Raw genomic sequence first — 24,025 nt, 5'->3', positions numbered from 1 at the left:
ATCCTCTGCGCCCTCTGCGCAAAACTCTGCGGCCTCTGCGTGAAACTACCAACCATAAAGAGCATTCTTAGCTCTCAAAACAAGAATTCCTTATCTTTGATTTAAAGATCAGCATATTATGGAAATTACTTTAAAAATAAACAAACGCACAAAAGCCGGCCGTGCCTTTTTGGCGATGCTGGACGTATTTGTCAAGGACAGCAAAGGCGTAGAAGTGATTTCAGCAGACTCCAAAGTTTCCGAACCCGAAAGTCCCTACGACCCCGAATTTGTAAAAATGGTCAAGGAAGCCGCAGCCAGTAAGGAATGGCACGAGGTAAAGGACGTAAATGATTTATGGGAAAGTTTATAGTTTTTTTATCTGACCAGGCCAAAAAGGATATTCGAAAACATAAAAGATCAGGTGACAAAGTCGTAGGTAAAAAAATTAGGACCATTCTTGAGGAACTCAAGCATCATCCCGAAACTGGCACCGGAAAACCTGAACGTTTAAAACACGAACTTTCTGGTTACTGGTCGCGCCGTATAAATCAAAAAGATCGGATGGTTTATTCTATCGACAATGATATTGTTACCGTGGAGGTTGTGTCGGCAATGGGGCATTATTAAATGTTGGTTTAAAAGGTTCAAACTCAACGGTGGAAGTCAAGGATTGCATTTTTTTGTAGTCGAGGCCTATTGAAAATTAAGTATGAAATATTGAGAATTTGACACTAAGTCTTGAGAGTACAAAAATTTTAACCACAAAAAGCATCAGGCTGGAGGAAGGATGAAGATGAAAAATTCTTGTTACGAAAATCCCCTCTTCGCCCCCTGCGAAAACTCTGCGAACTCTGCGTGAAAACTACCAACCATAAAGAGCATTCTTAGCTCCCAAAACAAGAATTCCTTATCTTTGATTTAAAGATCAGCATATTATGGAAATTACTTTAAAAATAAATAAACGCACAAAAGCCGGTCGTGCCTTTCTAGCGATGCTGGACGTATTTGTCAAGGACAGCAAAGGCGTAGAAGTGATTTCCGCAGACTCCAAAGTTTCTGAATCGGAAAGCCCCTACGATCCCGAATTTGTAAAAATGGTCAAGGAAGCCGCAGCCAGTAAAGAGCGGTATGAAATTGATCCCGACGATATATGGGGAAGTTTAGGGTTAGAGTAACAAAAAAGGCACGAGAGCAAATAAAGAAGCACCGGAAATCGGGTGATAAATCTTCTGTTCTTAAAATAGAAAAAATACTCGTTGAACTTACCATTCATCCCGAAACTGGCACCGGAAAACTGAACGTTTAAAACACGAACTTTCCGGTTACTGGTCGCGCCGTATAAATCAAAAAGATCGGATGATTTATTCTTACCACAATGATACTGTTAACGTGGAGGTGGTGTCGGCAATGGGGCATTATTAAATTTTTGTTTAAAAGTTTCAAACTCAACGGTGGAAGTCAAGGATTGCATTTTTTTGTAGTTGAGGCCGATTGAAAATTAAGTATGAAATATTGAGAATTTGACACTAGCGTTTGGCGGGAATTTAAAAATGGTCTAAGAAATCAAACCCCAAGGGTCTTGGAGACCTTTAGGGTTTTACCCAGCTATAAATGTCCCGTGCTCACTCAAATTCAAACAAATCCTCATATTTTAAATTCTGAAAATCATTCAAAGTGCTCATACCTTCCTTGATGACTTTTCCATCTTTATAAATTTTGTAGATTCCCTGATCTCCATTTTCCTCTTCCCAGATAATCCCATTTTCGATAGCCCCTTTTTCGTCCGAAGTCAAAAAAGCGATTATTTTGGCGTCATCGAATTCATCGGTATCTTCTTCAAAAAGGATTTCCAATAAATTATCAAGAATGTCTGAAGGTTCGTCGTATTTAAAAGAATTCAATTGTGAAGAAACCGCGAATCGCTGAAAAAGCATAAACATACTTTGATGGCTGTCGAAATCAATGTCTTTACTAGTGGAAACACCAATAATTTGGCCATTAATTTTAAATGCCTTGAGAACAAAATCAGGTTGCATCTGGAGAATCGCGTCATAGCTAAAATGGTTATCGCCTACCACTTTATTATTTACCAAGATTTCAATATATGTTTTTGCATTTTTTGAAAAGATACGAAGCGCGGAATCAGGGGCTTCCGTGTATGAAAAGAAAATATCTTTTCCGCGAAGTTCGGCCGTATATCTGTTGTAGTAGTGCATTGCGAACATATCACCAACAATCTTTGTAGTCTTGCCATCCTTATATGTTTTGGTTAGAAATCCATTTCCAACTTGCGAAATGAAGTATCCATTAAACGCCTTTTCATCGCGATATTCCCCATTTTGATCCAAAACAAAGCGTTCATTACCGATAAAATCCTCACTTTCCATCTTCTTTAGAAGTTTTAGAATATCGAATGAGTACTGTTGGATTTTTTTTCCTTGTTGATAAAGTTCCACCCAGAATATTTCATCGTCTTCCGATTTAAAATATCCCTCATAAGGCTCACCATCTTTGAACAATCCGGTATAGACTTCTTTTGGATCAGCAGCGATAACAAAACTACTGTCCTTTATCTCAATGGTGTTTTCCATTTCATTGTAAGATGGATCTTTAGAGTTTTCTGAATTGGTGTTTTGAGCAAAGCCGAAACAGATTGTCATTAAAAATATTGAAAAACAACGGAAGAGAGTTTTCATAATACTTGTATCCAATGCAGTAATTTGTACTATAATTAACTGCAATTATAGTATGCAAGTTATAAATATATAGTTCTGTAATTTATTAATCGAAGCGTTCCGCACAAACCTCACAGGTCTCAACTTTTCCGCCGAAGCCATTTTAGCGTAGGAGGAAGACCTGTGAGGTTTTGAATATAGGTTTTGGAGAATATTCATTAAGTCTTTTGAACCTTAATCCGTGCATCCACCGCAATAATCGATTCCTGCGTTCCAATTAACGGATTGATATCCATTTCAACAATTTCGGGCGCAGCTTCTACTAAGGCAGATAAGCGTTGGATAATCTCTATAAAAATAGCTTCATTGGCGCCTTTTTGACCTCTCGCTCCTTGGATCAATTTATAACCGCGAAGGGATTGGACCATTTCGGTGGCTTCATTTTTGGAAATAGGACTTAGTCCTGCGGAAACGTCTTGGAGCACTTCAATAAAGATTCCACCTAAACCACATAAAATAGTGTGGTTAAATCCGGGTTCTTTCATCACGCCGACAAACAATTCCAATCCCGCGAGTTGAGGTTGGACCATTACTGCCTTTGCTTCCTTTATTTTCATTAACGAATCAAAAGTTTCACCCGCTTCTTCTTGGTTGGCGATATTCAGAATTACTCCTTGTGCATCGGATTTGTGAAGAGGACCCACAACTTTCATTACCACCGGAAAACTAATGTTTTCAAGAGCCTTCAATAAATTCTTCTTTGAACTTTCCACAATTTCGTGGACTCTTGGAATTCCTGCTGCATCCAATATTTCCACGGTTTGTGAAGGAGATAAATATCCATCAGAAGCAGAATCAATAACTTTTCGGATTTTCTCAGAATCAATTTTCGGTAATGAAATTTCCTGGGATTGCGGTGCTGGTGTATTAAAAACCTGCGCCAAGGCTTTTCCCAAAACAACTTCATCTGGAAAATGGATATGACCTTTCCTTAGAAAAGATTGGATTTCATTTTGTGCATTGACTACGGAAGGAAGCACAGGGAAAATGGGCTTGTTGCAGATTTCGAGTTTTACACTTAATACATTATAAACATTTTCCACATTAAAAAGTCCCGCACTTCCAAAGACCACAACCATCGCATCGATATTGTCGAATTTATGTTCGCAGTAATCGATAATGATTCCAAGTTGCTCAGCAGTTCCTGTGGCCAAAAAATCTATTGGATTGGCAATGGAGGAACCAGGATATAAAAAGGATTTGAGTTTTTCGGCATCGGGGCCAGAAATCTCTGGTACTTTCAGTCCGCCCTTAGAAAGTTGATCCGCCAGCATTACTGCCGAACCGCCGGCGTGGGTGATGATGGCAATGTTTTTTCCTTTTAGTTTTCGATAATTAAAAATAGCGGCCACGCTCAATAATTGCTCGCGACTGCTGCAATATACAATTCCTGCTTTGTGAAACAGTGCCCGTACGGTCATATCACTACTGGCAATGGCTCCGGTATGGGAAGTAGCAGCACGACTTCCTTCTTCAGTGCTTCCAGCTTTTATTGCGGCAATTTTTGCTCCCTTTTTAATTAGTGAAGAGGCGTGCTTTAAAAGTTTCTTGGGGTTGGAAACGGTTTCAAGATATAGCAATTTTATAAGTGGATCTTTTTCGGGATCAAAATTAAGATCCATATATTCCAAAATATCTTCTACGGTTGTCTGGGCAGCGTTTCCTGTAGAGAACACATATGCGAAAGTTACTCCCAATGCCATTCCAGCTTCCATAATAAAGACTGCGGTGGCTCCAGAACCAGAAATTAAATCACAACCTTTTGGATTGAAGGGTGGGACAGGAGCAGTGAAAACGCCTTTATATTTTTCGGTGATAACCCCGATGCAATTGGGACCGATCAAACACCCGTTTACGCTGTTTACGGTTTCTCTTATTTCATCTTCCCATTTTTTTCCCTGTTCATCACCTTCTCCAAAACCTGCGGAAATAATTATAAAAGCCTTGGTGTTTTTTTCTTCTGCCAAAGTTTTGATAGTCGCAGGACAATATTTGGCAGCAATGGCCAGAATTGCTAAATCTGCATTGGGGATTTCCTCAACCGTTGAATAACTTTTAATTCCCTGAACTCTTTCTTCCTTTGGATTTACAACGGTCAATCCACCATCAAAGCCACCGGCAAGAATATTCCGGAGCATATTGCCACCTGGTTTTTTGATGTCGTTGGAACCACCGATTACTACTATACTTTCAGGTTGGAGGAGTTGTTTGTTGACCATAGGTTTTCTGATAAATAAAAGATATAAAAGTACGATATATAAAAAGTGCAGGGAATGATTTTGATCATAATTGTATTTTCTGCGAGAGGCTTCAAATCAAACTTAAAGGTTTCCGAAACCATTGGGATTTTTAATTGAACTGATAATGAAACCTAACAGGTTTTCAAAACCTGTTAGGTTTTTTTGCCTCACATCTTTTGTCTTTCGGTTCTACGTCTTTCTTTAGCGGCAGCCAATTGTTCATTAGCTTTGGACTGCATCGCATATCTCGGGTCTTGGATTATTGCCAAGTGTTCCATTTTTGAGACTTCAATGGTGATGCAATCAAATTCTTCCACTACTTTTCCGGTAATGGTATAGATTCCTTTTCCGCGGAAACGATATTGCTTGGCCACGGGAGGAAAATGAACGGTATCAACAAAATGACCGTCTCTGTCCAGAAAATTTCCGAAATACATTGTATCTCCACGAGTGGTTCGCGTTCTTTTTACGGTGACGAGATAGGCTTCCACGGTTACTTGTTTTCCGATATATTGATGCAGATGGGCTGCCCGCAACGGATTATGTGAAGGTTCCAAGAGCAGATCGAAGGGATTGCAAAGCGGAAATCCCAGCAGTTCCATTTCGTCAAAAGCATCTTCAAGATTGGTGTTGGGTAGGGAAGGAGTCTTATAGTTTACCGTGGGCGATTTGAATAAAGTGTACACATTTTCCTCAAAACTTATTTTGTTGATTTTCATATAGGCTTCCCAGAGCAGCTCCCGCTTATTTCTTCCAGTGAAACGAAATGCATTTATTTTTATAAGAATGGTAATCTGCTCCATCCCGATGGAAATCCGTTCGATAAAATTATTTAAGCTTTCAAAAGCTCCATTTCTGCGACGTTCCGTAATTATTTTATGGATGAGCTTGCCTTCCAAAGATTGCAGAAAACCGAAGCCGATATAGATATCCTTGCCGTCGATGACCGTTTCTGCGCGACTGCGATTGATACAAGGTGCAAGGATATTTCCACCTTTCATCCGTGCTTCGTGCACATAGAGTTCTACACTGTAAAATCCACCACCGTTGTTGAGGGTGGCCACCATATATTCCAACGGAAAATAGGCTTTTAGAAACAAACTTTGATAGCTTTCCACGGCATAGGAAGCGGAATGCCCTTTGGCAAAGGCATAGCCAGCAAAGCTTTCTATCTGTCGCCACACGTCGGCAGTAAATTCTTCTGGACGGCCTGCGTTTTTGCAGTTTTCAAAAAAATGATCCTTCACTTTTTGAAATTCTTCCCGCGAGCGGAATTTTCCGCTCATCCCTCTTCGCAGCATATCGGCTTCGCTTAAAGTGAGCTGTCCGAAATGGTGGGCCACTTTTATTACGTCTTCCTGATAGACCATCACGCCATAGGTTTCTGGCATAATATCCAGAAGAACGGGATGAGCTTCTTTTCTTTTTTCAGGAAAACGATAACGGAGAATGTATTCGCGCATCATTCCGCTTTTTGCCACGCCGGGACGGATAACCGAACTGGCAGCCACCAAACCCAAGTAATCATCCACCTGTAATTTTCGCATCAGCATTCGCATGGCGGGCGATTCCACATAAAAACAACCGATAGCTTCGGCATTTCGCAAGAGACCTTTTATTTTTTCATCTTTTTTGAAGCGCTTGATATCGTGAATATCAATAGGAGGAAGGTTGGGGTGATTGTAACGCACTATTTCCACGCCATCCTTTATTTTTCCCAGTCCACGCTGACTTAAAATATCGAATTTATAAAGTCCGATATCTTCAGCAATCACCATATCGAATTGGGTTGTGGCGAAACCTTTGGGCGGCATATAGGTAGCGGTATAATAATGGATGGGTTTTTCAGAAATCAGGATTCCACCCGCGTGGATGCCCAGATAATTGGGAAATCCTTCAATATATTTTCCATAGATAACCACCAACTGTGACAATTTGTCCAAGGTTTCAAAAATGTAATCTCCACCAGATAATTTATCGATTTCTTCCTTTGGCAATCCAAAAACCTTTCCCAGTTCGCGAACGGAAGCTTTATATTTAAAAGTGTTGTAAACGGCAATAAGGGAAGTGTTTTTAAATCTTCGGAAAATAAATTCAGTGACATCATCTCGATCTTGCCAAGAGAAATCAATATCGAAATCGGGTGGATTTTTACGATATAAATTGATAAAACGTTCAAAATACAAATCCAGTTCCACCGGATCCACATCGGTAATCCGAAGCAAATAAGCGATGATGCTATTCGCACCACTTCCACGACCTACGTAGAAATACCCTTTGTTGCGAGCGTATTTCAGAATTTTCCAATTGATAAGAAAATAAGAGACAAACTTTTTTTCGCGGATAATTTCTAGTTCCTTCTCCATCCGTTTCATTACGCGTTCGCCAGGTCGTTTGTAACGATAGGGAATTCCCGCATAAGCTAATCTTTTCAGCAACCGGAAATCCAAACCTTCATTTCCAGTATAGGAACGTTGGTTGTTGGGGGTTTCTTTCGAGAAATCAAAAGTTACCTTACAATTGTCCAACAGGTTTTGGGTGTTTTCAATAAGAGAAGGAAATTCTTTATAAGCTTCCAAAAGTTTTTCTTTGGGAATAAATACATCTTTTTCACTTCCTTCTTCTGAAGTCGGCAATTTGCTGAGCAATGTATTGTTGTCAATGGCACGGAGCAAGCGATGGGTGTTGAAATCCTTTTTGTTCTGAAAGGAAACGGTATGCATAATAACCAATTTCTCCTGACGGTTTTTCCAGGATGAAAATTTCAATCGGTTAAGGTCTTCTATTTTTACCCCGAGAAATTCGTTTTCCAAAAGCGTTTCACCTTCAAAGGAGGTAAAAGGATAAATAACATACGTATCTGAAAGTTGTTTTGCTCTTGAAGGAATTTCAACTTCTTCCTCTGCACGCCGATGAAGAAAATCGGATAGATAATCGTTGATATTCTTAAATCCATTATTGTTTTTGGCCAGCATCACAAACTGCTGTTTGGCGCCATTTCTAAAATCCACGCCCACAATTGGTTTTATTCCGTGATTTGGAGCTATTCGCATAAATTCCAAGGTGGCGGAAGTAGAGTTTATATCAGTGAGGGCAATACTTTGATATTCCAATTGTTGCGCAAGACTGAGCAATCTCTGGTTAGAGAAAGTGCCATAGCGAAGACTATAATATGTATGGGTATTTAAAAGCATATTGGATTTGTTCCAAAATTATGGAAATATTCCAATATGGAAAAAATATGTTTATAAGTTTATAAGCTGAGGAGTTGAGGGGTTGAGGAGCTGAGGAGTTGAGGAGTTGGGGAGTTGGGGAGTTGGGGAGTTGAGGAGTTGAGGAGTTGAGGAGTTGAGGAGTTGAGAAGTTTATGAGTTGAGAAGTTGAGGAGTTGAGAAGTTTATGAGTTGAGGAATTGAGGGGTTGAGGAGTTGAGAAGGAGAAATTTTCAAATTGAACTAAACTCATCGACCTATCGACTCATCGACTAAGAAAAAGTTGAGGAGTCGAGGAGTTGAGGGGTTGAGAAGGTTTCTCTAAGCATATAGACTCATCGACTAAGAAAAAGTTGAGAAGTTGAGAAGTTGAGGAAATTTTTCTAAACTCATAGACTTATCGACTCATCGACTTAAAAGTTGAGGAGTTGAGAAGTTGAGGAGTTGAGAAGTTTATGAGTTGAGGAGTTGAGGAGTTGAGATGGAGAAATTTTCAAATTGAACTAAACTCATCGACCTATCGACTCATCGACTAAGAAAAAGTTGAGGAGTCGAGGAGTTGAGGAGTTGAGAAGGTTTCTCTAAGCATATAGACTCATCGACTAAGAAAAAGTTGAGGAGTTGAGAAGTTGAGGAGTTGAGAAGTTTATGAGTTGAGGAGTTGAGGAGTTGAGATGGAGAAATTTTCAAATTGAACTAAACTCATCGACCTATCGACTCATCGACTAAGAAAAAGTTGAGGAGTTGAGAAGGTTTCTCTAAGCATATAGACTCATCGACTAAGAAAAAGTTGAGAAGTTGAGAAGTTGAGGAAATTTTTCTAAACTCATAGACTTATCGACTCATCGACTTAAAAGTTGAGGAGTTGAGGAGTTGAGAAGGAGAAATTTTCAAATTGAACTAAACTCATCGACCTATCGACTCATCGACTAAGAAAAAGTTGAGGAGTCGAGGAGTTGAGGAGTTGAGAAGGTTTCTCTAAGCATATAGACTCATCGACTAAGAAAAAGTTGAGAAGTTGAGAAGTTGAGGAAATTTTTCTAAACTCATAGACTTATCGACTCATCGACTTAAAAGTTGAGGAGTTGAGGAGTTGAGAGGTTGAGGTTATCAAGAATATGTAAGATGAACTTTTGGTTGGAAATGAGATTTATCTAATCTTCAATATGTGCCATACCTGCGTGAGGGATAGAAGCCGCTACCGTGTAGCGGGACTATCTCATAAAGTGTGTAAATAATAAAATAGCGGGGGCCGGCCCCCGCTATTTTATTATTTAGTTTTTAATCTTTAACTTTTACACATTATGAAGAAAGACGATTTAATTTCAGATGATTTTCTGAAGCAGTTCAAGACCCACGAGGAGCTCAGCGATTTTTTAAAGCAGATCCAGAAACGTGGGATCGAAAAGATGCTCGAAGGTGAGCTCGACGGCCACCTAGATTACGACAAACACCAGAGGTCCAATGGAGGCAACTCGCGCAACGGGCACTCCCGGAAGAAAATAAAAACCTCCTTTGGCGAATCCGAGATTGCCGTCCCCAGAGACCGTGAGGCCTCGTTCAATCCCATGATCGTACCCAAGCGGGGCAATATGGTCGATGGCCTTGAGAACGTCATCGTGTCACTCTATGCCAAGGGAATGAGCAACAGCGATATTGAGGAGCAGATACGTGAGGTCTATGATTTTGATGTGTCCACCTCGACCATATCCAGGATCACGGAAAAAATATCGGGCGATATAGTTGCCTGGCAGAACCGTCCCTTGGAGCCGGTCTACTTGATTGTCTGGATGGATGGCATCGTATTCAAGGTCCGCGAGAACTCCAAGGTTATTAACAAGACCATCTACATAGCCGTTGGCCTGCGCAGGGACGGTAAAAAAGAGGTCTTGGGGCTATGGCTTGGCAAGAACGAATCAGCAGCTTTCTGGATGAGCGTATTGACCGATATAAGGGCGCGCGGCACAGAAGACATCCTTATCACGGCCACCGATAACCTCAATGGTTTTACGGATACGATCAAGAACGTGTTCCCCGAGTCCAAGACCCAGATATGCGTGGTACACCAGATACGCAATGCCTGCAGGTACGTCGTATGGAAGGATAAAAAAGCCTTTACCGCAGATATGAAGCATATCTATAACGCCCCAAACCAGGAGGCCGCCAAGATGGCCCTAGAGGATTTTGCCCAAAAATGGAACGATAAATATTCCTATGCCATCAAGAGCTGGCGCGACAACTGGGAAGAGCTCACAGTGTTCTATGAGTTCCCGTTGGAGATACGCAAGATCATCTATACCACGAACCTTATCGAGAACCTGAACGGGAAGATAAGAAAGTACACCAAGAACAAACTTTCCTTCCCAACGGACGATGCCGTGATGAAATCCGTATATTTGGCAGTAAGGGAAGCCACCAAAAAATGGACAATGCCCGTCAGGAACTGGGGCATTATATTAAACCAGTTCCTAACGATCTATGAAAAAAGGGTCAGACTCTAAAAAAGTCCAACCCCTGTTATTTTAAACTTACACACTTAACGGGATAGTGTCCGTGTAGCGCTGAAATACGAAGTATTCAACGAATCCAATAAAATAAAAGAGTTGAGTTATAGCCCGGCCCGATTTAGGTACACGCCCAAGATTTTATCATTTACCACTATCCATTGAAACTACCTACTGTATAGTTATTCTGCCACCTTGTCATAATGCCTCCCGCTGGCACAATCCTTGACTTAAACATCACGAATTCTAAAGAAATAGATTCCTTCGCAATTCGCTCGGCGATTGTTCGGAATAAATAATAACAATAAAAAAATAAAAAGATGAGTAAAATAATCGGAATCGACTTAGGTACAACCAACTCCTGCGTTGCCGTAATGGAAGGTAGTGAGCCCGTGGTTATTCCTAATGCCGAAGGAAAAAGAACTACACCTTCTGTAATCGCATTTGTGGAAGGTGGCGAAATTAAAGTAGGGGACCCTGCAAAACGTCAGGCTGTAACTAACCCCACTAAAACCATTAGCTCCATTAAAAGATTTATGGGGAATAAGTTTTCCGAAATAAAAGATGAAGTTGAACACTCTGCCTACAAGGTGGTAAAAGGGGACAACGATACTGCCCGTGTAGATATCGATGGTCGCTTGTATACTCCACAAGAACTTAGCGCGATGATTCTTCAGAAAATGAAGAAAACTGCTGAGGATTATCTAGGTCAAGAAGTAACCCGTGCGGTAATTACCGTTCCTGCATATTTTAACGACAGTCAGCGTCACGCTACAAAAGAAGCTGGTGAGATTGCCGGACTGAAAGTAGAAAGAATTATTAACGAGCCAACAGCAGCAGCTCTTGCTTATGGTTTGGACAAAAAAGGTCAGGATCAGAAAATTGTGGTTTTTGACTTTGGTGGAGGTACTCACGACGTGAGTATCCTAGAATTGGGAGATGGTGTTTTTGAGGTACTTGCTACCGACGGTGATACTCACTTAGGTGGAGATGACGTTGACCAAAAAATAATAAAATGGTTGGCAGATGAATTTAAAGCTGAAGAAGATTTTGACCTTCGTAAGGATCCAATGGCACTTCAACGTTTGAAAGAAGCTGCTGAAAAAGCTAAAATTGAGCTTTCATCTTCAACACAGACTGAAATCAACCTACCTTATATTACTGCTACTGCTAGCGGACCAAAACACTTGGTAAAAACTTTGACCCGCGCGAAGTTTGAGCAGTTGATTGACGATCTGGTAAAAAGAACTATGAAGCCTTGCGAGAGTGCAATGAAAGCTGCAGGGCTTAGCAAAAGCGATATAGATGAAGTTATTCTTGTAGGTGGATCTACCCGTATTCCAGCAGTTCAGGAAGCAGTTGAAAAATTCTTCGGGAAAAAACCACATAAAGGTGTAAACCCAGATGAGGTAGTTGCAATTGGTGCAGCAATCCAAGGTGGTGTTTTGACCGGAGACGTAAAAGATGTATTACTTCTTGACGTAACTCCACTTTCTTTAGGAATTGAAACAATGGGTGGTGTAATGACCAAATTGATTGATGCGAATACTACCATTCCTACCAAGAAAAGTCAGATTTTCTCCACAGCATCCGATAATCAGCCAAGTGTTGAGATCCACGTGTTGCAAGGAGAGCGACCTATGGCGAATGATAACAAAACAATCGGTCGTTTTCACTTGGACGGAATTCCACCAGCACAAAGAGGTACGCCACAGATTGAAGTAACCTTTGATATTGATGCAAACGGTATCATTAAAGTTAGCGCAACAGATAAGGCTACCAACAAATCGCAGGACATCCGGATTGAAGCTTCTTCAGGTCTTACCGAAGAGGAAATCAAAAAGATGAAAGCTGACGCCGAAGCAAATGCCGAAAGTGATAAGACCGCTAAAGAAAGAGTGGACAAATTGAATGAGGCAGACGCGATGATCTTCCAAACTGAAAAGCAACTTAAAGAATTTGGTGATAAATTATCTGATGATAAAAAGAAACCAATTGAAGAGGCTTTGGAAGAATTGAAAAAAGCACATCAGTCGCAAGACGTTGCTACGATTCAGCCTGCTTTGGATAAAATTAACGAAGCCTGGAAAACAGCTTCTGAAGAAATGTACAAAGCTCAGGCCGATGGCCAGGGTGCTCCAACCGGAGACGCTGGAGGCGCAGGAGCCCAACAGGATAATACTGGTGGCGGAGATGCCAACAGTGACGTTGAGGACGTAGATTTTGAAGAAGTGAAATAAGTTAGATGACGGAAGTCGTAAGACTGATGTTAAGTAAAGTTAAAGCCGCAGCTTGATAAGATGCGGCTTTTCTGTTGAAAAAATATTGACTTTATATGGTTTTTGACCTATTGATTTAGTTCAATTGATGAATATTTTTAGAGTAGCTTAACCGAAAATAAGGTGTATCCAGGTTAATCAAAAAACATCGGTTTTCGGAAGAAAACTGATGTTTTTAAAATTTACCCTAATTTATCTACTTCTTAATAAAACGTTGGATTTTCGTGGAGTTTAGATCATTAATTTTAAGAAGATATGTTCCATTTGCCAGTTGTGAAACATCAATTTGATTTTGATTGAGAGCCGAACCAATTATTAACCTTCCCTGCATATCAAAAATGGAGTATCTCGGATTTGTAAAATTATTCGCATTGCTTAAAGTTAATATTCCTTCTGTGGGATTGGGATAGAGAATTAGGTTGTTGACTACATTTTCCTCTATACCTACAGTAGTGGAACCTTCTGTTATATAAATTGTCTGGTCCACATCAACGTTTTCGTAAGTATCAATTATTCCCGAGGGCCATCTTACCGTGAGAGTGGCAATTTCTGTATCCTCCCCTAATCCAAAATGGGTGTTCAGCGTGCTCATATATTTAAAACCTTCGCCGCTTCGTACCTCCCGAATTTGGGTTCCAAGTGCTGAGGTTATTGTTATTCGTGCCCCAATTCCATTGCTATTGCTTTCGATACCTTTGGTAACGATTTTTATCCAATGGTTCGCATTTCCATTATTATAATAGATATGTCCGTTTGCAAATGAATCTATAAAGCCATCATTATTTAAATCTCCAAAAGATCCATTGTTGTTTGGTAAAGCATTCGGAATTAAAGTAAAAGTCATATCTCCATTATTTAAAAGTATGTTTCCATTTGAAATGATATCTGCATAACCATCATTATTGAAATCATAAGTGCAATTTTCGATTCCTGTCATTGTGAGGGCGTGAATACCTGTAGTGGCAGAAATATCCGTAAAAGTTCCATCTCCGTTATTTCGGTTTAATTTATGGTTAAAACTGCTAGAGCTACTTCCTATAAAAACATCTAGATATCCGTCATTATCATAATCTGCCCAAGCCGAGGACCAAGTCTGCATATTGTCCTTTAACCCGGTTTCTTCACCAACTTCTATAAAATTTCCCTGTCCATCATTCCGGTATAATTGATTTTCGCTTCTTTGGTTCACATCTCCATTTACATTGCATTTGGCGATAAAAACATCCATATACCCGTCATTATCATAGTCTATCCAAACGGATCCATAGTTTCCTCCGGTAGGATAATCACCAATATCTCCTTGATGAAAGATAAAAGTACCATCGCCATTATTAATATAATAAACACTTGGGGCGACATCGTGACAAACAAATGCATCCAGAAGTCCATCATTGTTTATGTCAACAAAGTTGGACCGCTGTGAAAAAACATATTGTGGAAAGGAATCTTCTTCATAAGCAGTACCATCGTCATTTGCTCTCATAAAGGTCACTCCATTATTTCCAGCATAGAGCAAGTCGTTATAGCCATTATTGTCGTAGTCTCCCGCAGAGAGACTCCAAGAGGGAAGGTTATCTGCATATTCGGTAGTGATATTTCTTTCCAAAAAGCCACCTTGGGGTCGTTGATAAAAAATTTGGATATTGGTAGCACTAACAGATACCAGGTCGTCCAACATATCTCCGTTCATATCGACCACGGCTCTCTCCGATCCACTTGTGGAAATAGGAACAGCAGTAAAAGATACCTGAGCATTGCCAGATGCTAAGGTTAAAATAAGCACGATCAAGATTAAGGATGTTTTCATAATTTGGTTTTATCGATTAATTGCAAGGAGTAGAAAGAGAGTTTATCCATTCTTCCAAAATGGGCAAAAACTCTTCATCTACTAAGGTCCGTCCATTCATTGGCATTCTATATTCTTCTAAGGTGGTGGCTACTCTAAAAAATAAGATCGAGTTATCTGCGTGTCCCGGTGTAATTAATTTTGCTTCATTATAACCCGGAATTTGAAGATCAGGCTCTACACAAATACCAAGATTATAATCCTCATCGGTCTGCGAATATGCCAAACGCAAAGAACGCGCTCCACAATGGCCACCATAAGTATGGCAATGCGCACAATTAATATCAAAATAGGAGCGAACTCTAGTCCTTAAACCTTGTGAAATATCTTTCCAATTTGGTACCGTTCTAATATCTGTAGGAATATTATTTTGGGAAAGATATCCCATTTTCTCCCATTTTTTAAGTTGGTTCTCCATTCCATCCGCATAATTATAAATGGAGTTTAAATTTTGCGGTTTCGGGGCTATGGGAATGGCGGCGTCAAAGGATTTATGGCAGATAAAACATTCCAGCTCTGAGGGGATTCTATAGTTGACGAATTTCACTTCTCCCTTTTCTATCCAGTCTATGGGAACATTATACCCATTACCGGTTGTGTTGAGAACTGCTTCCTGCTGTGCCCCATCCCATATATAGTTAGCAAAAATCCATTCTGATCCTTTCTTAATCAGCAAACGGGTTTCAATATTTCTTACGGAATTGTTGGGCAAAACATTTTCGTAATAAAAAGTTTTGATCAAAACACTTCCACTAGGGAAGTTAAGGTTATCAAAATCGGAAACGTAGGTAGCTGAAACTTGATTCGGCATCCAGATAAATCTCTTTTTGTGGGCATAATCTGAAAACAACGTATTAATAGGTTCATAAGGTAGCACTCCATATACCGGATCCATTTCTGCTAAATGGCCTTGAAAGAAATTGTAGTCGGAAAGTTTTTCATAAGGTATGGCTCCAAGGTCAAAGTTTACGGGAGAAAAGGGCATGACTTCAATTGTTACTTTAGCAGTAGCACAACTTTTTTCAGAAAGATCGCAAACGGTATATTCAAAAGAATCCTCACCTACAAAAGTCCCGTTTGGGGTATATTGTATGAAGTCGTCGAAAAGAATATCGGGTGTTCCGTTATCTTTAATAATTGCAGTACCGTATTCCGGAGTGGTAATAACAATTTTTCCAGTTTGTGGAATATTATCATCATTATCAAAAATAGGAATATTCAAGGTTGAATTTTGGAAAACCTCCCCGATATCTGGCCGAGCAACAATATTTAAAGGAATATAACCTGAGTCATCATCACTCTTGCAAGAAACCAGAAAAGTTATAAAACATAGTAAGAGGGCGGAGAGTGAAGCAGGAAATTTCATTGAGGGAGATCTGGTAAATTTTAATTCTATGTTATGAGTTTTTCGATTTAGCTTTTAAATTTAAGAAAACATTTAGAATTACCAACAAATTGATATTAATAATGAATAATATAGAAAATAATTGACCGTATTTATTAAGGATATTATGGAAATCAGTGTATAATTATCGAGAGCTACTAAATATTTTAGAATTGCGATAGGGGTAAAAGAGGGTAAAATTGAAGAAGTTCGTTTAGATGTTTCTAGTTTTCGGGAGAGATTGAGCTGGATCAATTACAGGGAAGCGGAGTGTTTAATACTCCATACCCTGTGTTTTTTCGAAAACTAAAGTGCCACCACTCGGTGCGGATAGGAGAGAAGCCAAATTTGCGCATTCCCTCGAACAACAGCTTTCTATTGGCGAGAATTTCTTTGGAAAAATCATAATTATCGATATGAGCTGCTCTACCAAAGTGATCATACTCACTTCCCATTTCAACAAAACATCCCTCTAAAGTCTCCAAGGTCATATCCACTGCTGCACCACGGTTGTGGATTGATCCGTTGCCGTACGGGTTTCCCACATAAGTGGCGCGCGGCACTTTCGACCACATTTTCTTTTGGACATCTAAAGGACGATAGCAATCGTAAATTCGAATTCGGTAGCCTTTTTCTTGAAAATATTTATTCGCCTCAACTAAGGCATCTGCCACTTCTGGTCGCAAAAGGCATTGAGCGCAATCATAGAGGGTTTCGCCCAGAAAATTATTAGGTGTGGCATAGCGAATTTCATAAATAAAATCGTCAGAAATGGCTTCAAGATCCACCAAAGGGTCTTGCTGTTTTGTGGCAGAGACGAAACCGAATAAAAAGACAATTAAAATCGCAGGAATGGGAAACTTCATTGGATAAATTTAGAAAGAATTTAGGAACATTAAAATCTACATTGGCTAACTTTGGGAAAAACGAAAAATTATGAATGATTTAGAGACAAAAATAGCACTGATAACAGGAGGTACAAAGGGAATTGGTTATGGGATCGCAGAAGCCTTAATGGAAGAAGGAATAAGTGTAGCAATTACGGGAAGAAGTAAGAGTACTGCAGATGAGTCTGCTAAGGAATTAAGTTCGAAATTCAAAAATAAAGCACGTGTCATTGGTATTGAAGCGGATGTCCGTGATTATGAAAGTCAGCAAAATGCTGTTGCCAGGGCGATAAAGGAATTCGGAAAAGTGGATATTGTTATTGCAAATGCTGGAATTGGACATTTTGCTCCTGTTGATGTGATGTCCTTAGAGGATTGGAAAGAGATTATTGATACCAACCTGTCCGGACCTTTTTACACTCTGAGAGCTGGTATGGATCAATTAAAAAAGAACAAAGGCTATTTTATTACTATCTCTAGTTTAGCGGGAACGAATTTTTTTAAGGGAGGAAGTGCCTATAACGCCAGTAAATTTGGGATTACGGGATTCACCCAAGCGGCTATGCTCGACCTACGCGATAAAGGTATTAAAGTGAGTACTATTATGCCAGGATCGGTTTCAACCCATTTTAACGGAAACGAACCCGATGCGGAAGATGACTGGAAAATACAGAAGGAAGATATCGGAAAATTAGTAGTGGACTTATTAAAAATGAACCCAAGAACCTTGCCTAGTAAAATTGAAGTTCGCCCGACTAGGCCCCCTTCAAAATAATTCTAAAGAGAAGAGTTTTTAAAAAAAATGTTGGGCCCAGGACTTGGCATCTTCCAAGCTGCCAAAAAGAGCGAAACTATAGGGAAAGAGTTTTTGTTCTACATAAGCTCTTTCTCTTTCCTCTTCAATGGTGGAAACAATGGCAAGACCCTTTTTATTCCTCATTTTTCCATTTTTATAGATGTCCAAATCTATTGAGTGTGGAAATCTTCTATCGGCCACAACAACAAACTCTTTATTGCCAAAATGGTCTTTATATTGCTGTCTGATCCAGTCATTTTTTTTTATATCTAAATGTTGATTTTCAAAAATCCGGACTATAGCATAATCATCATAAAGATAGAGTTCGCAAAAATCAGAAACTACTTTCTTTTCCATTATGTAAAAATGTTTTCGGAAAGATAGTTTAATTTGGAATAATTTTAAGAAGGATCCTCTTATTTAGAATTGTTTAATTCAGTTATAGAAATATTTTCGGAACAAGAAATCAATAATCTTCGCGAAACTCTATAATAAAAAAAGCGACCTGAAAAGATCGCTTTTAAATTATATTTATTTTTTTCTAGTTTGCGGAAAGCATTGCCAAGAATTTATCGAGGTTTGGAAGGATTACAATGCGAGTCCTCCTGTTCTTAGCTCTTCCATCCTTGGTGTCATTCTCCGTTAATGGATGGTAGCTACTTCTTCCTGCTGCGATAAGTTTGGCGGGATCCACCCCATAATCGTCCTGTAGCTTACGGATAACAGAGGTAGAGCGTTGCACGCTCAGCTCCCAATTGTCTTTTATTGCAGCTCCGGGTTTTACGGTTTGGCTATCTGTGTGTCCTTCCACCATTACCTCAAGAGCTGGCTCACTGTTGATTATATCTGCCAGACGCTTTAAAAGATTATTGGCTTTTGGATTAACTCGAGCACTTCCCGAACTGAAAAGCAACTTGTCTGAGATAGTAATCATTACCACTGTTTCGTTGATGTCAATATCGATATCATTTTCTTCCCCTTCTCCAATTAAGTTGCTATCTAAGTTCTTCTTTAGGTTGTGGGAAACAATAAGGTTCATTGAATCCTTCAGGGTTTTAGCCTGAGCCAATTCCTGTGGATCTACGTTAGCCAGCGCTTTTCTCATTTTCTCCTTGTCGTTTTCTGAAATTACGATTCCATCTACTTGCTGTAAACGTTCTTTGTTACTATCAGATAGCGATTGGATTTTGGCGTTGTAGCTAGATACACGATCTTCAATCTTAGCATATTTTGCTTCAATTTCCTCCTTTTCCAGTTGAGTCTTAACCAATGTCGAGCGAGTTTCATTATATTGGTTTTCCATTTCAACGTACTTCTTTTTAGATACGCACGACGTGGCGATCAGAGATCCAAGCACCATGCTTAACACAAATACATTTTTCATAACAATAGTTTTAAAGGTTTGGCAACAAATTTAAGTCCTAGCCTTACCAATAATTAGTTAAGGGATACTATTGTTTTGTTAAATGAACTTTCAAAGAACGGTTTTTGGAAATTAAAAAGAGGGAAAAAGACACAATTCTTCCAGCCCTATTTTACCAAATGTAATTTCCCAATTTACAATGACACAGGATCTAAAAGGAGTCATCCTAAAATCTTTTCGGAGTATAAAATGAGATCATCCAATTTGGTCTACAATCAAAAATTGATGCTTTTAAATACGGTATATTGTGTGCCGCTGTTTATTAAAATACGTATCCTAGAAGCCAGTATAAAATTAAAAATACTATGATGGTTCCTATACATCCGCCGCCTAATTTCTTTGCGCCCCAGCCTGCGATTAGAGCTTTAAATATGTTTTTCATAATTATGGTTTTAAAAAAGTTATATTTTATAAAAAGAATTCATGGTATGCTTCAAAATGAATTTTCTATACAAGTTTAATTTAAAAATATATTAGCGCAAAAATGTTTTTAATACTTTAAGAATTTATAACCAAAAGCGTCACATTATATTCTTTTAAAGATAAGCGAATCCTTCAAATTTGAAGTAATCTAATATCGGTGTTCTATAAATCCCTCTAATATTTTTACCGAATTAGTTCGGAATCGTATTCCATCTATCACCAATAGCTTTAAAGTAAGGTTGCAAGAAGGAATGAGCCTAGGGCCCAAAGTATTAAGGACAGAATTCCACCAATAATCATAAAATGTTTGAATTTATAAAATCCCATTCCATAAATAAGTGTGTTTGTTTGATATCCCATGGGAGTGAAGAAACTGAAATTGGCACCAAACAGAACTGAGAGTATAAAAGGTTTCATGGAGAGATCCAGCCCCGTAGCTATGGCTATGGCAATTGGTGTCATTATAATTGCGGTGGCATTATTGCTTACAACACTGCTCATAAGCATGGTAATCAAGAAGACAAGTGCTATTATTATTAAGTTGGTTTGACCACTTAGAAGATTCAATAAATTGGTGGAGATCCATTTGTCAGCGCCTGTATTGCTCATGGCTACTCCTAGGGGAATCATTCCTGCCAACAAAAATATTACTTGCCAATTGATGCGATGATATACGTCGTTGAGCACCAAACAGCGTGTAAGTAGGAGCAGGGCCACACCCGTAATCGCACTTAAAAGAATGGGTAAGGTTCCACTTGCCGCCAGACCGATTACTAATAGGAGAATTAAAAACGAAAGTCTCTTTTTGGATGTATTTTGATATGGTTTGGTTTTATGCTCGCGAAGAATTGCGACATTCTCCATTTCATATAGTTTTCCTATTTCATCTTTTGGAATTTCCACCAGCAATCTATCTCCAGGTTTTAAGGAGATTTCCTTAATATCTTTTCTTATAAGTTGGGCTTGGGTGTTACGAATGTTTCTTCGTTTTTTAATAGCTATCGGTAAGGCTCCTTGAAATCTTTGTTTTCGCAACTGTTTTAAGGTTTTCCCGATGAGTATCGAGCCCGGTAATATAAGGAGCTCTACAAAACCAAATTCTTCAAGACGCTTTTTGTCTTCGTTGCTGTTCTCTTCGCTTTCGTTTTTACCAGCAATTGTTTCCTGATCCTTATGTACCGTAATACCCTTGTCCGTATTTAGTTTGGCCAAGGATTCCACATCGCACATAACAAGGAGTTTATCCTTTTCTTTTAAGGAGATGTATTTACCCGGATCATTGGTGACCTGCCCCATCCGGATTAGTTTTAATATTGAAATTTCAGAGTCTTTGAAAAAAAAAGTGTCTTCTATTTTTTGATCGATCAATTCTGAATCCTTGTTGATTACTACAACGGTGATAAATTTTTCAAGCTCGTATGCTTCCTCAAGATTTTGTTGCGATCCTTTTGGCAGCCACCTTGAGGCAATGGTAATTACGATAATGCCAACAACCAAGAAAATGACCCCAAATAATGTAAACTCGAAAAAACTAAACGGTTCGGCTCCCAGATTTTTTGCAACAGAATTTACTATAAGGTTGGTGGAAGTTCCCATCAATGTACAACTTCCCCCAAGGATTCCCGCAAACGAAATGGGCATTAGGAGTTTGGATTGTGAAAGATTGAATCGTTTTGAGAGTTCCGAAATAATCTTTATAAACACAATGACCACAGCCGTTGTGTTTATAAAGGCAGAGATGCCTCCAGTGATAAGCATTATAACGGGCAGTAGGATTACCAATGGTAAAACGTGAAGATTCTTCAGAAAACGCGCCATGGAAGCTATAACTCCGTTGTCCTCAAGGGCCAAGGCAATAATCATCAAGGAAAGAACGGTGATAGTGGCGGAATTTGAAAAACCTGAAATTGCTTCTTCTGGAGATATAAGTCCGGTTAGGGCCAAAGTTCCAATTAACAGAAAAGCAATTTTATCTACAGAAAAGACTTCAAATGCAAAAAGAAGAATGGTAATAATCAGAATTGAAAAAACGAGTATTATTTCTGTGGTCATCAGTGAGAGGTTGGTCTCGCTAAAGATAACTGTAGAAATAATACTCGTTCCCTAACAATTTCATAAAATTATTGTACCTGCCAATAACTTCGAATAGAAATTTTATCCTAGATATTTTTTGAGGATATGGCTTTTTGATGTCTGGCGCAATCTGCGGATAGCTTTTTCCCGTATCTGACGAACTCGCTCCCTACTCAAGTCAAACGTATCTCCAATTTCCTGAAGAGTCATAGGAGGTTGGCCGCAAAGACCAAAATTCAGCTTCACAACATCTGCTTCGCGTGGAGCAAGAGTATCAAGAGCTCGGTTAATCTCAATACGCAGTGATTCGTGCATCAAATTTTTATCTGGATTCGGACTTTCGCCTGAACTCAAAACATCGTAAAGGTTATTATCGTTCTCACCTTCTTGGAAGGGAGCATCCATAGAAAGACTTCGCGTAGAGTTTTTCAATGAACTTTTTACTTTGGCCTCGCTAAAGTCAAGTTCTTTGGCAATCTCGGCGGCAGTAGGAATTCTTTCAAACTTTTGTTCCAAATGGATGGAAGCTTTTTTTATTTTATTGATATCGCCAATCTTGTTCAATGGCAGCCTTACCACTCTTGATTGTTCTGCGATAGCCTGCAATATGGCCTGACGGATCCACCAAACTGCATAGGAAATAAATTTAAACCCTCGGGTCTCATCAAATCTTTTTGCGGCTTTAACCAATCCCACGTTTCCTTCGTTGATCAAATCAGGAAGGCTCAAACCTTGGTTTTGGTATTGTTTTGCCACGGAAATCACGAATCGCAGGTTGGCCCGACTCAATTTATCTAAGGCAGCTTGATCGCCCTCACGAATTCGTTGGGCCAATTCCACTTCCTCTTCTGCTGTAATCAGGTCGATTTTACTAACGTCCTGCAAATAGCTGTTCAAGGATTTGGTCTCGCGGTTGGTTACCTGCTTGGTGATTTTAAGTTGTCTCATAGTTTAATAGGGGTTTAATTTGAAAAACAGGGCATAATACCACATTATCCCGTCATTTCCAAATTGTTAACACAATCTGTTAAAATTTGAAATCCATTTCTTTTTTACCTACATTAGAATAAAAAAACAAATGAAAATCTTAAAATATAGTTTGGTATCTCTTTTTATTCTTTTGGGAGTGAACCTTAACGCTCAAATCCCTACTGAAGTTCCTAAGCCACAAGACAATTCTCCTGTAGATTTCTCCGAGCCGGTGAATATAATTCTCTTTATAATTCTACCCTTGGCGGTCGTTGTGCTTGTCATTATATGGCGAAACAAAAGACAAAAAGATGAAACCGTGCAAAAGTAGTGTTTTTATAGGGGATAATAGCATGATTTCAAGTATTTTTGGTGCAGTTGTTGTAATCATGAATGAAAAATTTTGATATGTTGAAGTATTTTCTGTATGGCCTTTTCGTTTTGATTTCAGGATCCGCAATTTCACAAATAGAATTGCCCAATAATTCCGTTCGTTTTAATTCTTCGGAACCCAATGTTGGCAGTTCCACAGGATTTGAAATTCCGGTTTCCGCACCATTACTTTCAAAAAACAAAAACCCAAATACGCCCAATTCCGATTTAGGAGTAGAAAGGGAAAAGCAAATTGATATGCAAAGAGGGGATGGGCTAATGGAATATACGGGTCCGAATAAAGCTCCCAAAGCTTTTACCAGCGATAAGGAAGCAAAACCCGATTATGGTAAGGATATGTATCTAGGTGACATTAAAACCAATTCTAAATATGTAACTATCCAGTATAGAGACCATGAATATGTAGATGGAGATCGTGTTCGCATCTTTGTTAATGGTGATATGATTATTTCCAACGTTATGCTCGAAGGAAGTTTTAGGGGTTTTAATCTTCCTCTTCAAGATGGTTTTAATAAAATAGACTTCCAAGCACTGAATCAAGGATCTTCCGGCCCCAATACTGCCCAATTACAGATTCTGGATGAGGTGGGGAATATACTCGCTACCTATGAGTGGAATCTCCTAACGGGAAATAAAGCTACTGCCATTGTGGTAAAACCGTAATTATTAACGTATCTATTTCTTCTGAATTATGATATCCTGATTAATGGGATTTTACCCTTTTGGGAAATTCCTCCACATTATTTTAAAATAACTCCAAAAAAAAGATGATCAAAAAAGTATTTCTGCCTTTTTAAAAATTCATTCCAAAACTTTTTTAATGGTGTTGAATTCTTTTTCTGAAATTGCAACTTCATCCTGGATAAATCAGTTGATTTT

19 protein-coding genes are annotated in these 24,025 nt (G+C 39.1%); 9 read left to right on the top strand and 10 right to left on the bottom strand.

Annotated features, from left to right (window positions below; all coding sequences use genetic code 11):
- Positions 1-118: 118 nt before the first annotated feature.
- The 4 genes from EI546_RS02815 to EI546_RS16710 all read left to right on the top strand — a co-directional run bounded on the left by EI546_RS02815 (position 119) and on the right by EI546_RS16710 (position 1,404).
- Positions 119-352, top strand: a complete 234-nt coding sequence (locus EI546_RS02815) for a DUF2683 family protein (RefSeq protein WP_128249119.1) — start codon at positions 119-121, stop codon at positions 350-352.
- The gene (locus EI546_RS02810) at positions 337-609 is read left to right on the top strand and encodes a Txe/YoeB family addiction module toxin (protein ID WP_128249118.1); all 273 of its coding nucleotides are present in this window, start codon (positions 337-339) and stop codon (positions 607-609) included. The genes EI546_RS02815 and EI546_RS02810 overlap by 16 nt, the downstream gene beginning before the upstream one ends.
- A 308-nt stretch (positions 610-917) precedes the next feature.
- Positions 918-1,157 (top strand): DUF2683 family protein, encoded by a 240-nt coding sequence (locus tag EI546_RS02805; protein WP_128249117.1) that lies wholly within the window; start codon positions 918-920, stop codon positions 1,155-1,157.
- A gap of 163 nt (positions 1,158-1,320) precedes the next feature.
- A complete protein-coding gene (locus tag EI546_RS16710; protein ID WP_410198323.1) occupies positions 1,321-1,404 on the top strand; it encodes a hypothetical protein in 84 nt (27 codons plus the stop codon).
- Positions 1,405-1,604: 200 nt separating this feature from the next.
- Here the strand turns inward: EI546_RS16710 and EI546_RS02795 are convergent, their stop codons facing one another.
- The 3 genes from EI546_RS02795 to EI546_RS02785 all read right to left on the bottom strand — a co-directional run bounded on the left by EI546_RS02795 (position 1,605) and on the right by EI546_RS02785 (position 8,151).
- Entirely contained in the window at positions 1,605-2,642 is a 1,038-nt protein-coding gene (locus tag EI546_RS02795; protein WP_128249116.1) for a hypothetical protein, read from the bottom strand.
- Between the two features lie 233 nt (positions 2,643-2,875).
- Positions 2,876-4,936 carry an acetate--CoA ligase family protein gene (locus EI546_RS02790; RefSeq protein ID WP_128249115.1) on the bottom strand — a complete coding sequence of 687 codons (2,061 nt, stop codon included), beginning with the start codon at positions 4,934-4,936 and terminating at the stop codon, positions 2,876-2,878.
- Positions 4,937-5,124: 188 nt separating this feature from the next.
- Positions 5,125-8,151: a DNA polymerase III subunit alpha gene (locus EI546_RS02785; protein WP_128249114.1), complete on the bottom strand. Its 3,027-nt coding sequence runs from the start codon at positions 8,149-8,151 to the stop codon at positions 5,125-5,127.
- A 1,322-nt stretch (positions 8,152-9,473) separates the two neighbouring features.
- On the opposite strand from EI546_RS02785, the gene EI546_RS02780 reads away from it, so the two are divergent.
- Both EI546_RS02780 and dnaK read left to right on the top strand, forming a co-directional pair.
- Positions 9,474-10,670 (top strand): IS256 family transposase, encoded by a 1,197-nt coding sequence (locus EI546_RS02780; protein WP_128248875.1) that lies wholly within the window; start codon positions 9,474-9,476, stop codon positions 10,668-10,670.
- Between the two features lie 323 nt (positions 10,671-10,993).
- Positions 10,994-12,913, top strand: coding sequence for a molecular chaperone DnaK (gene dnaK, locus EI546_RS02775; RefSeq protein WP_128249113.1), 1,920 nt, complete (start codon positions 10,994-10,996; stop codon positions 12,911-12,913).
- Positions 12,914-13,148: 235 nt separating this feature from the next.
- On the opposite strand, the gene EI546_RS02770 is transcribed toward dnaK, so the two are convergent.
- From EI546_RS02770 to EI546_RS02760, 3 genes are all read right to left on the bottom strand, one after another.
- Positions 13,149-14,759, bottom strand: a complete 1,611-nt coding sequence (locus EI546_RS02770) for an FG-GAP-like repeat-containing protein (RefSeq protein WP_128249112.1) — start codon at positions 14,757-14,759, stop codon at positions 13,149-13,151.
- A gap of 16 nt (positions 14,760-14,775) precedes the next feature.
- Positions 14,776-16,164: an Ig-like domain-containing protein gene (locus EI546_RS02765; protein ID WP_128249111.1), complete on the bottom strand. Its 1,389-nt coding sequence runs from the start codon at positions 16,162-16,164 to the stop codon at positions 14,776-14,778.
- 269 nt (positions 16,165-16,433) lie between these two features.
- On the bottom strand, positions 16,434-17,048 hold the full coding sequence (locus EI546_RS02760; RefSeq protein ID WP_128249110.1) for a M15 family metallopeptidase: 615 nt from the start codon (positions 17,046-17,048) through the stop codon (positions 16,434-16,436).
- 70 nt (positions 17,049-17,118) lie between these two features.
- Here EI546_RS02760 and EI546_RS02755 point away from each other — a divergent pair, with 70 nt between their 5' ends.
- The gene (locus EI546_RS02755; protein WP_128249109.1) at positions 17,119-17,844 is read left to right on the top strand and encodes an SDR family oxidoreductase; all 726 of its coding nucleotides are present in this window, start codon (positions 17,119-17,121) and stop codon (positions 17,842-17,844) included.
- A gap of 18 nt (positions 17,845-17,862) precedes the next feature.
- On the opposite strand, the gene EI546_RS02750 is transcribed toward EI546_RS02755, so the two are convergent.
- The 4 genes from EI546_RS02750 to EI546_RS02735 all read right to left on the bottom strand — a co-directional run bounded on the left by EI546_RS02750 (position 17,863) and on the right by EI546_RS02735 (position 22,732).
- Positions 17,863-18,222 carry a hypothetical protein gene (locus EI546_RS02750; RefSeq protein ID WP_128249108.1) on the bottom strand — a complete coding sequence of 120 codons (360 nt, stop codon included), beginning with the start codon at positions 18,220-18,222 and terminating at the stop codon, positions 17,863-17,865.
- Positions 18,223-18,406: 184 nt separating this feature from the next.
- The gene (locus EI546_RS02745; RefSeq protein WP_128249107.1) at positions 18,407-19,249 is read right to left on the bottom strand and encodes an OmpA/MotB family protein; all 843 of its coding nucleotides are present in this window, start codon (positions 19,247-19,249) and stop codon (positions 18,407-18,409) included.
- 690 nt (positions 19,250-19,939) lie between these two features.
- A complete protein-coding gene (locus tag EI546_RS02740; RefSeq protein WP_128249106.1) occupies positions 19,940-21,763 on the bottom strand; it encodes an SLC13 family permease in 1,824 nt (607 codons plus the stop codon).
- A gap of 102 nt (positions 21,764-21,865) precedes the next feature.
- Positions 21,866-22,732 (bottom strand): sigma-70 family RNA polymerase sigma factor, encoded by an 867-nt coding sequence (locus EI546_RS02735; protein WP_128249105.1) that lies wholly within the window; start codon positions 22,730-22,732, stop codon positions 21,866-21,868.
- Positions 22,733-22,862: 130 nt separating this feature from the next.
- Between EI546_RS02735 and EI546_RS02730 the strand changes: the two genes are divergently transcribed.
- Complete coding sequence (locus tag EI546_RS02730) at positions 22,863-23,084, top strand: hypothetical protein (protein WP_128249104.1); 222 nt, start codon at positions 22,863-22,865, stop codon at positions 23,082-23,084.
- Between the two features lie 77 nt (positions 23,085-23,161).
- A complete protein-coding gene (locus tag EI546_RS02725; protein WP_128249103.1) occupies positions 23,162-23,809 on the top strand; it encodes a hypothetical protein in 648 nt (215 codons plus the stop codon).
- The last annotated feature ends 216 nt before the right edge of the window (positions 23,810-24,025 follow it).

This window comes from Aequorivita sp. H23M31, from assembly GCF_004022485.1.
GTDB classification, from domain to species: domain Bacteria; phylum Bacteroidota; class Bacteroidia; order Flavobacteriales; family Flavobacteriaceae; genus Aequorivita; species Aequorivita ciconiae.
Note: the sequence above shows the minus strand (reverse complement) of the source record. Positions and strands in the feature narration are given on the sequence as shown.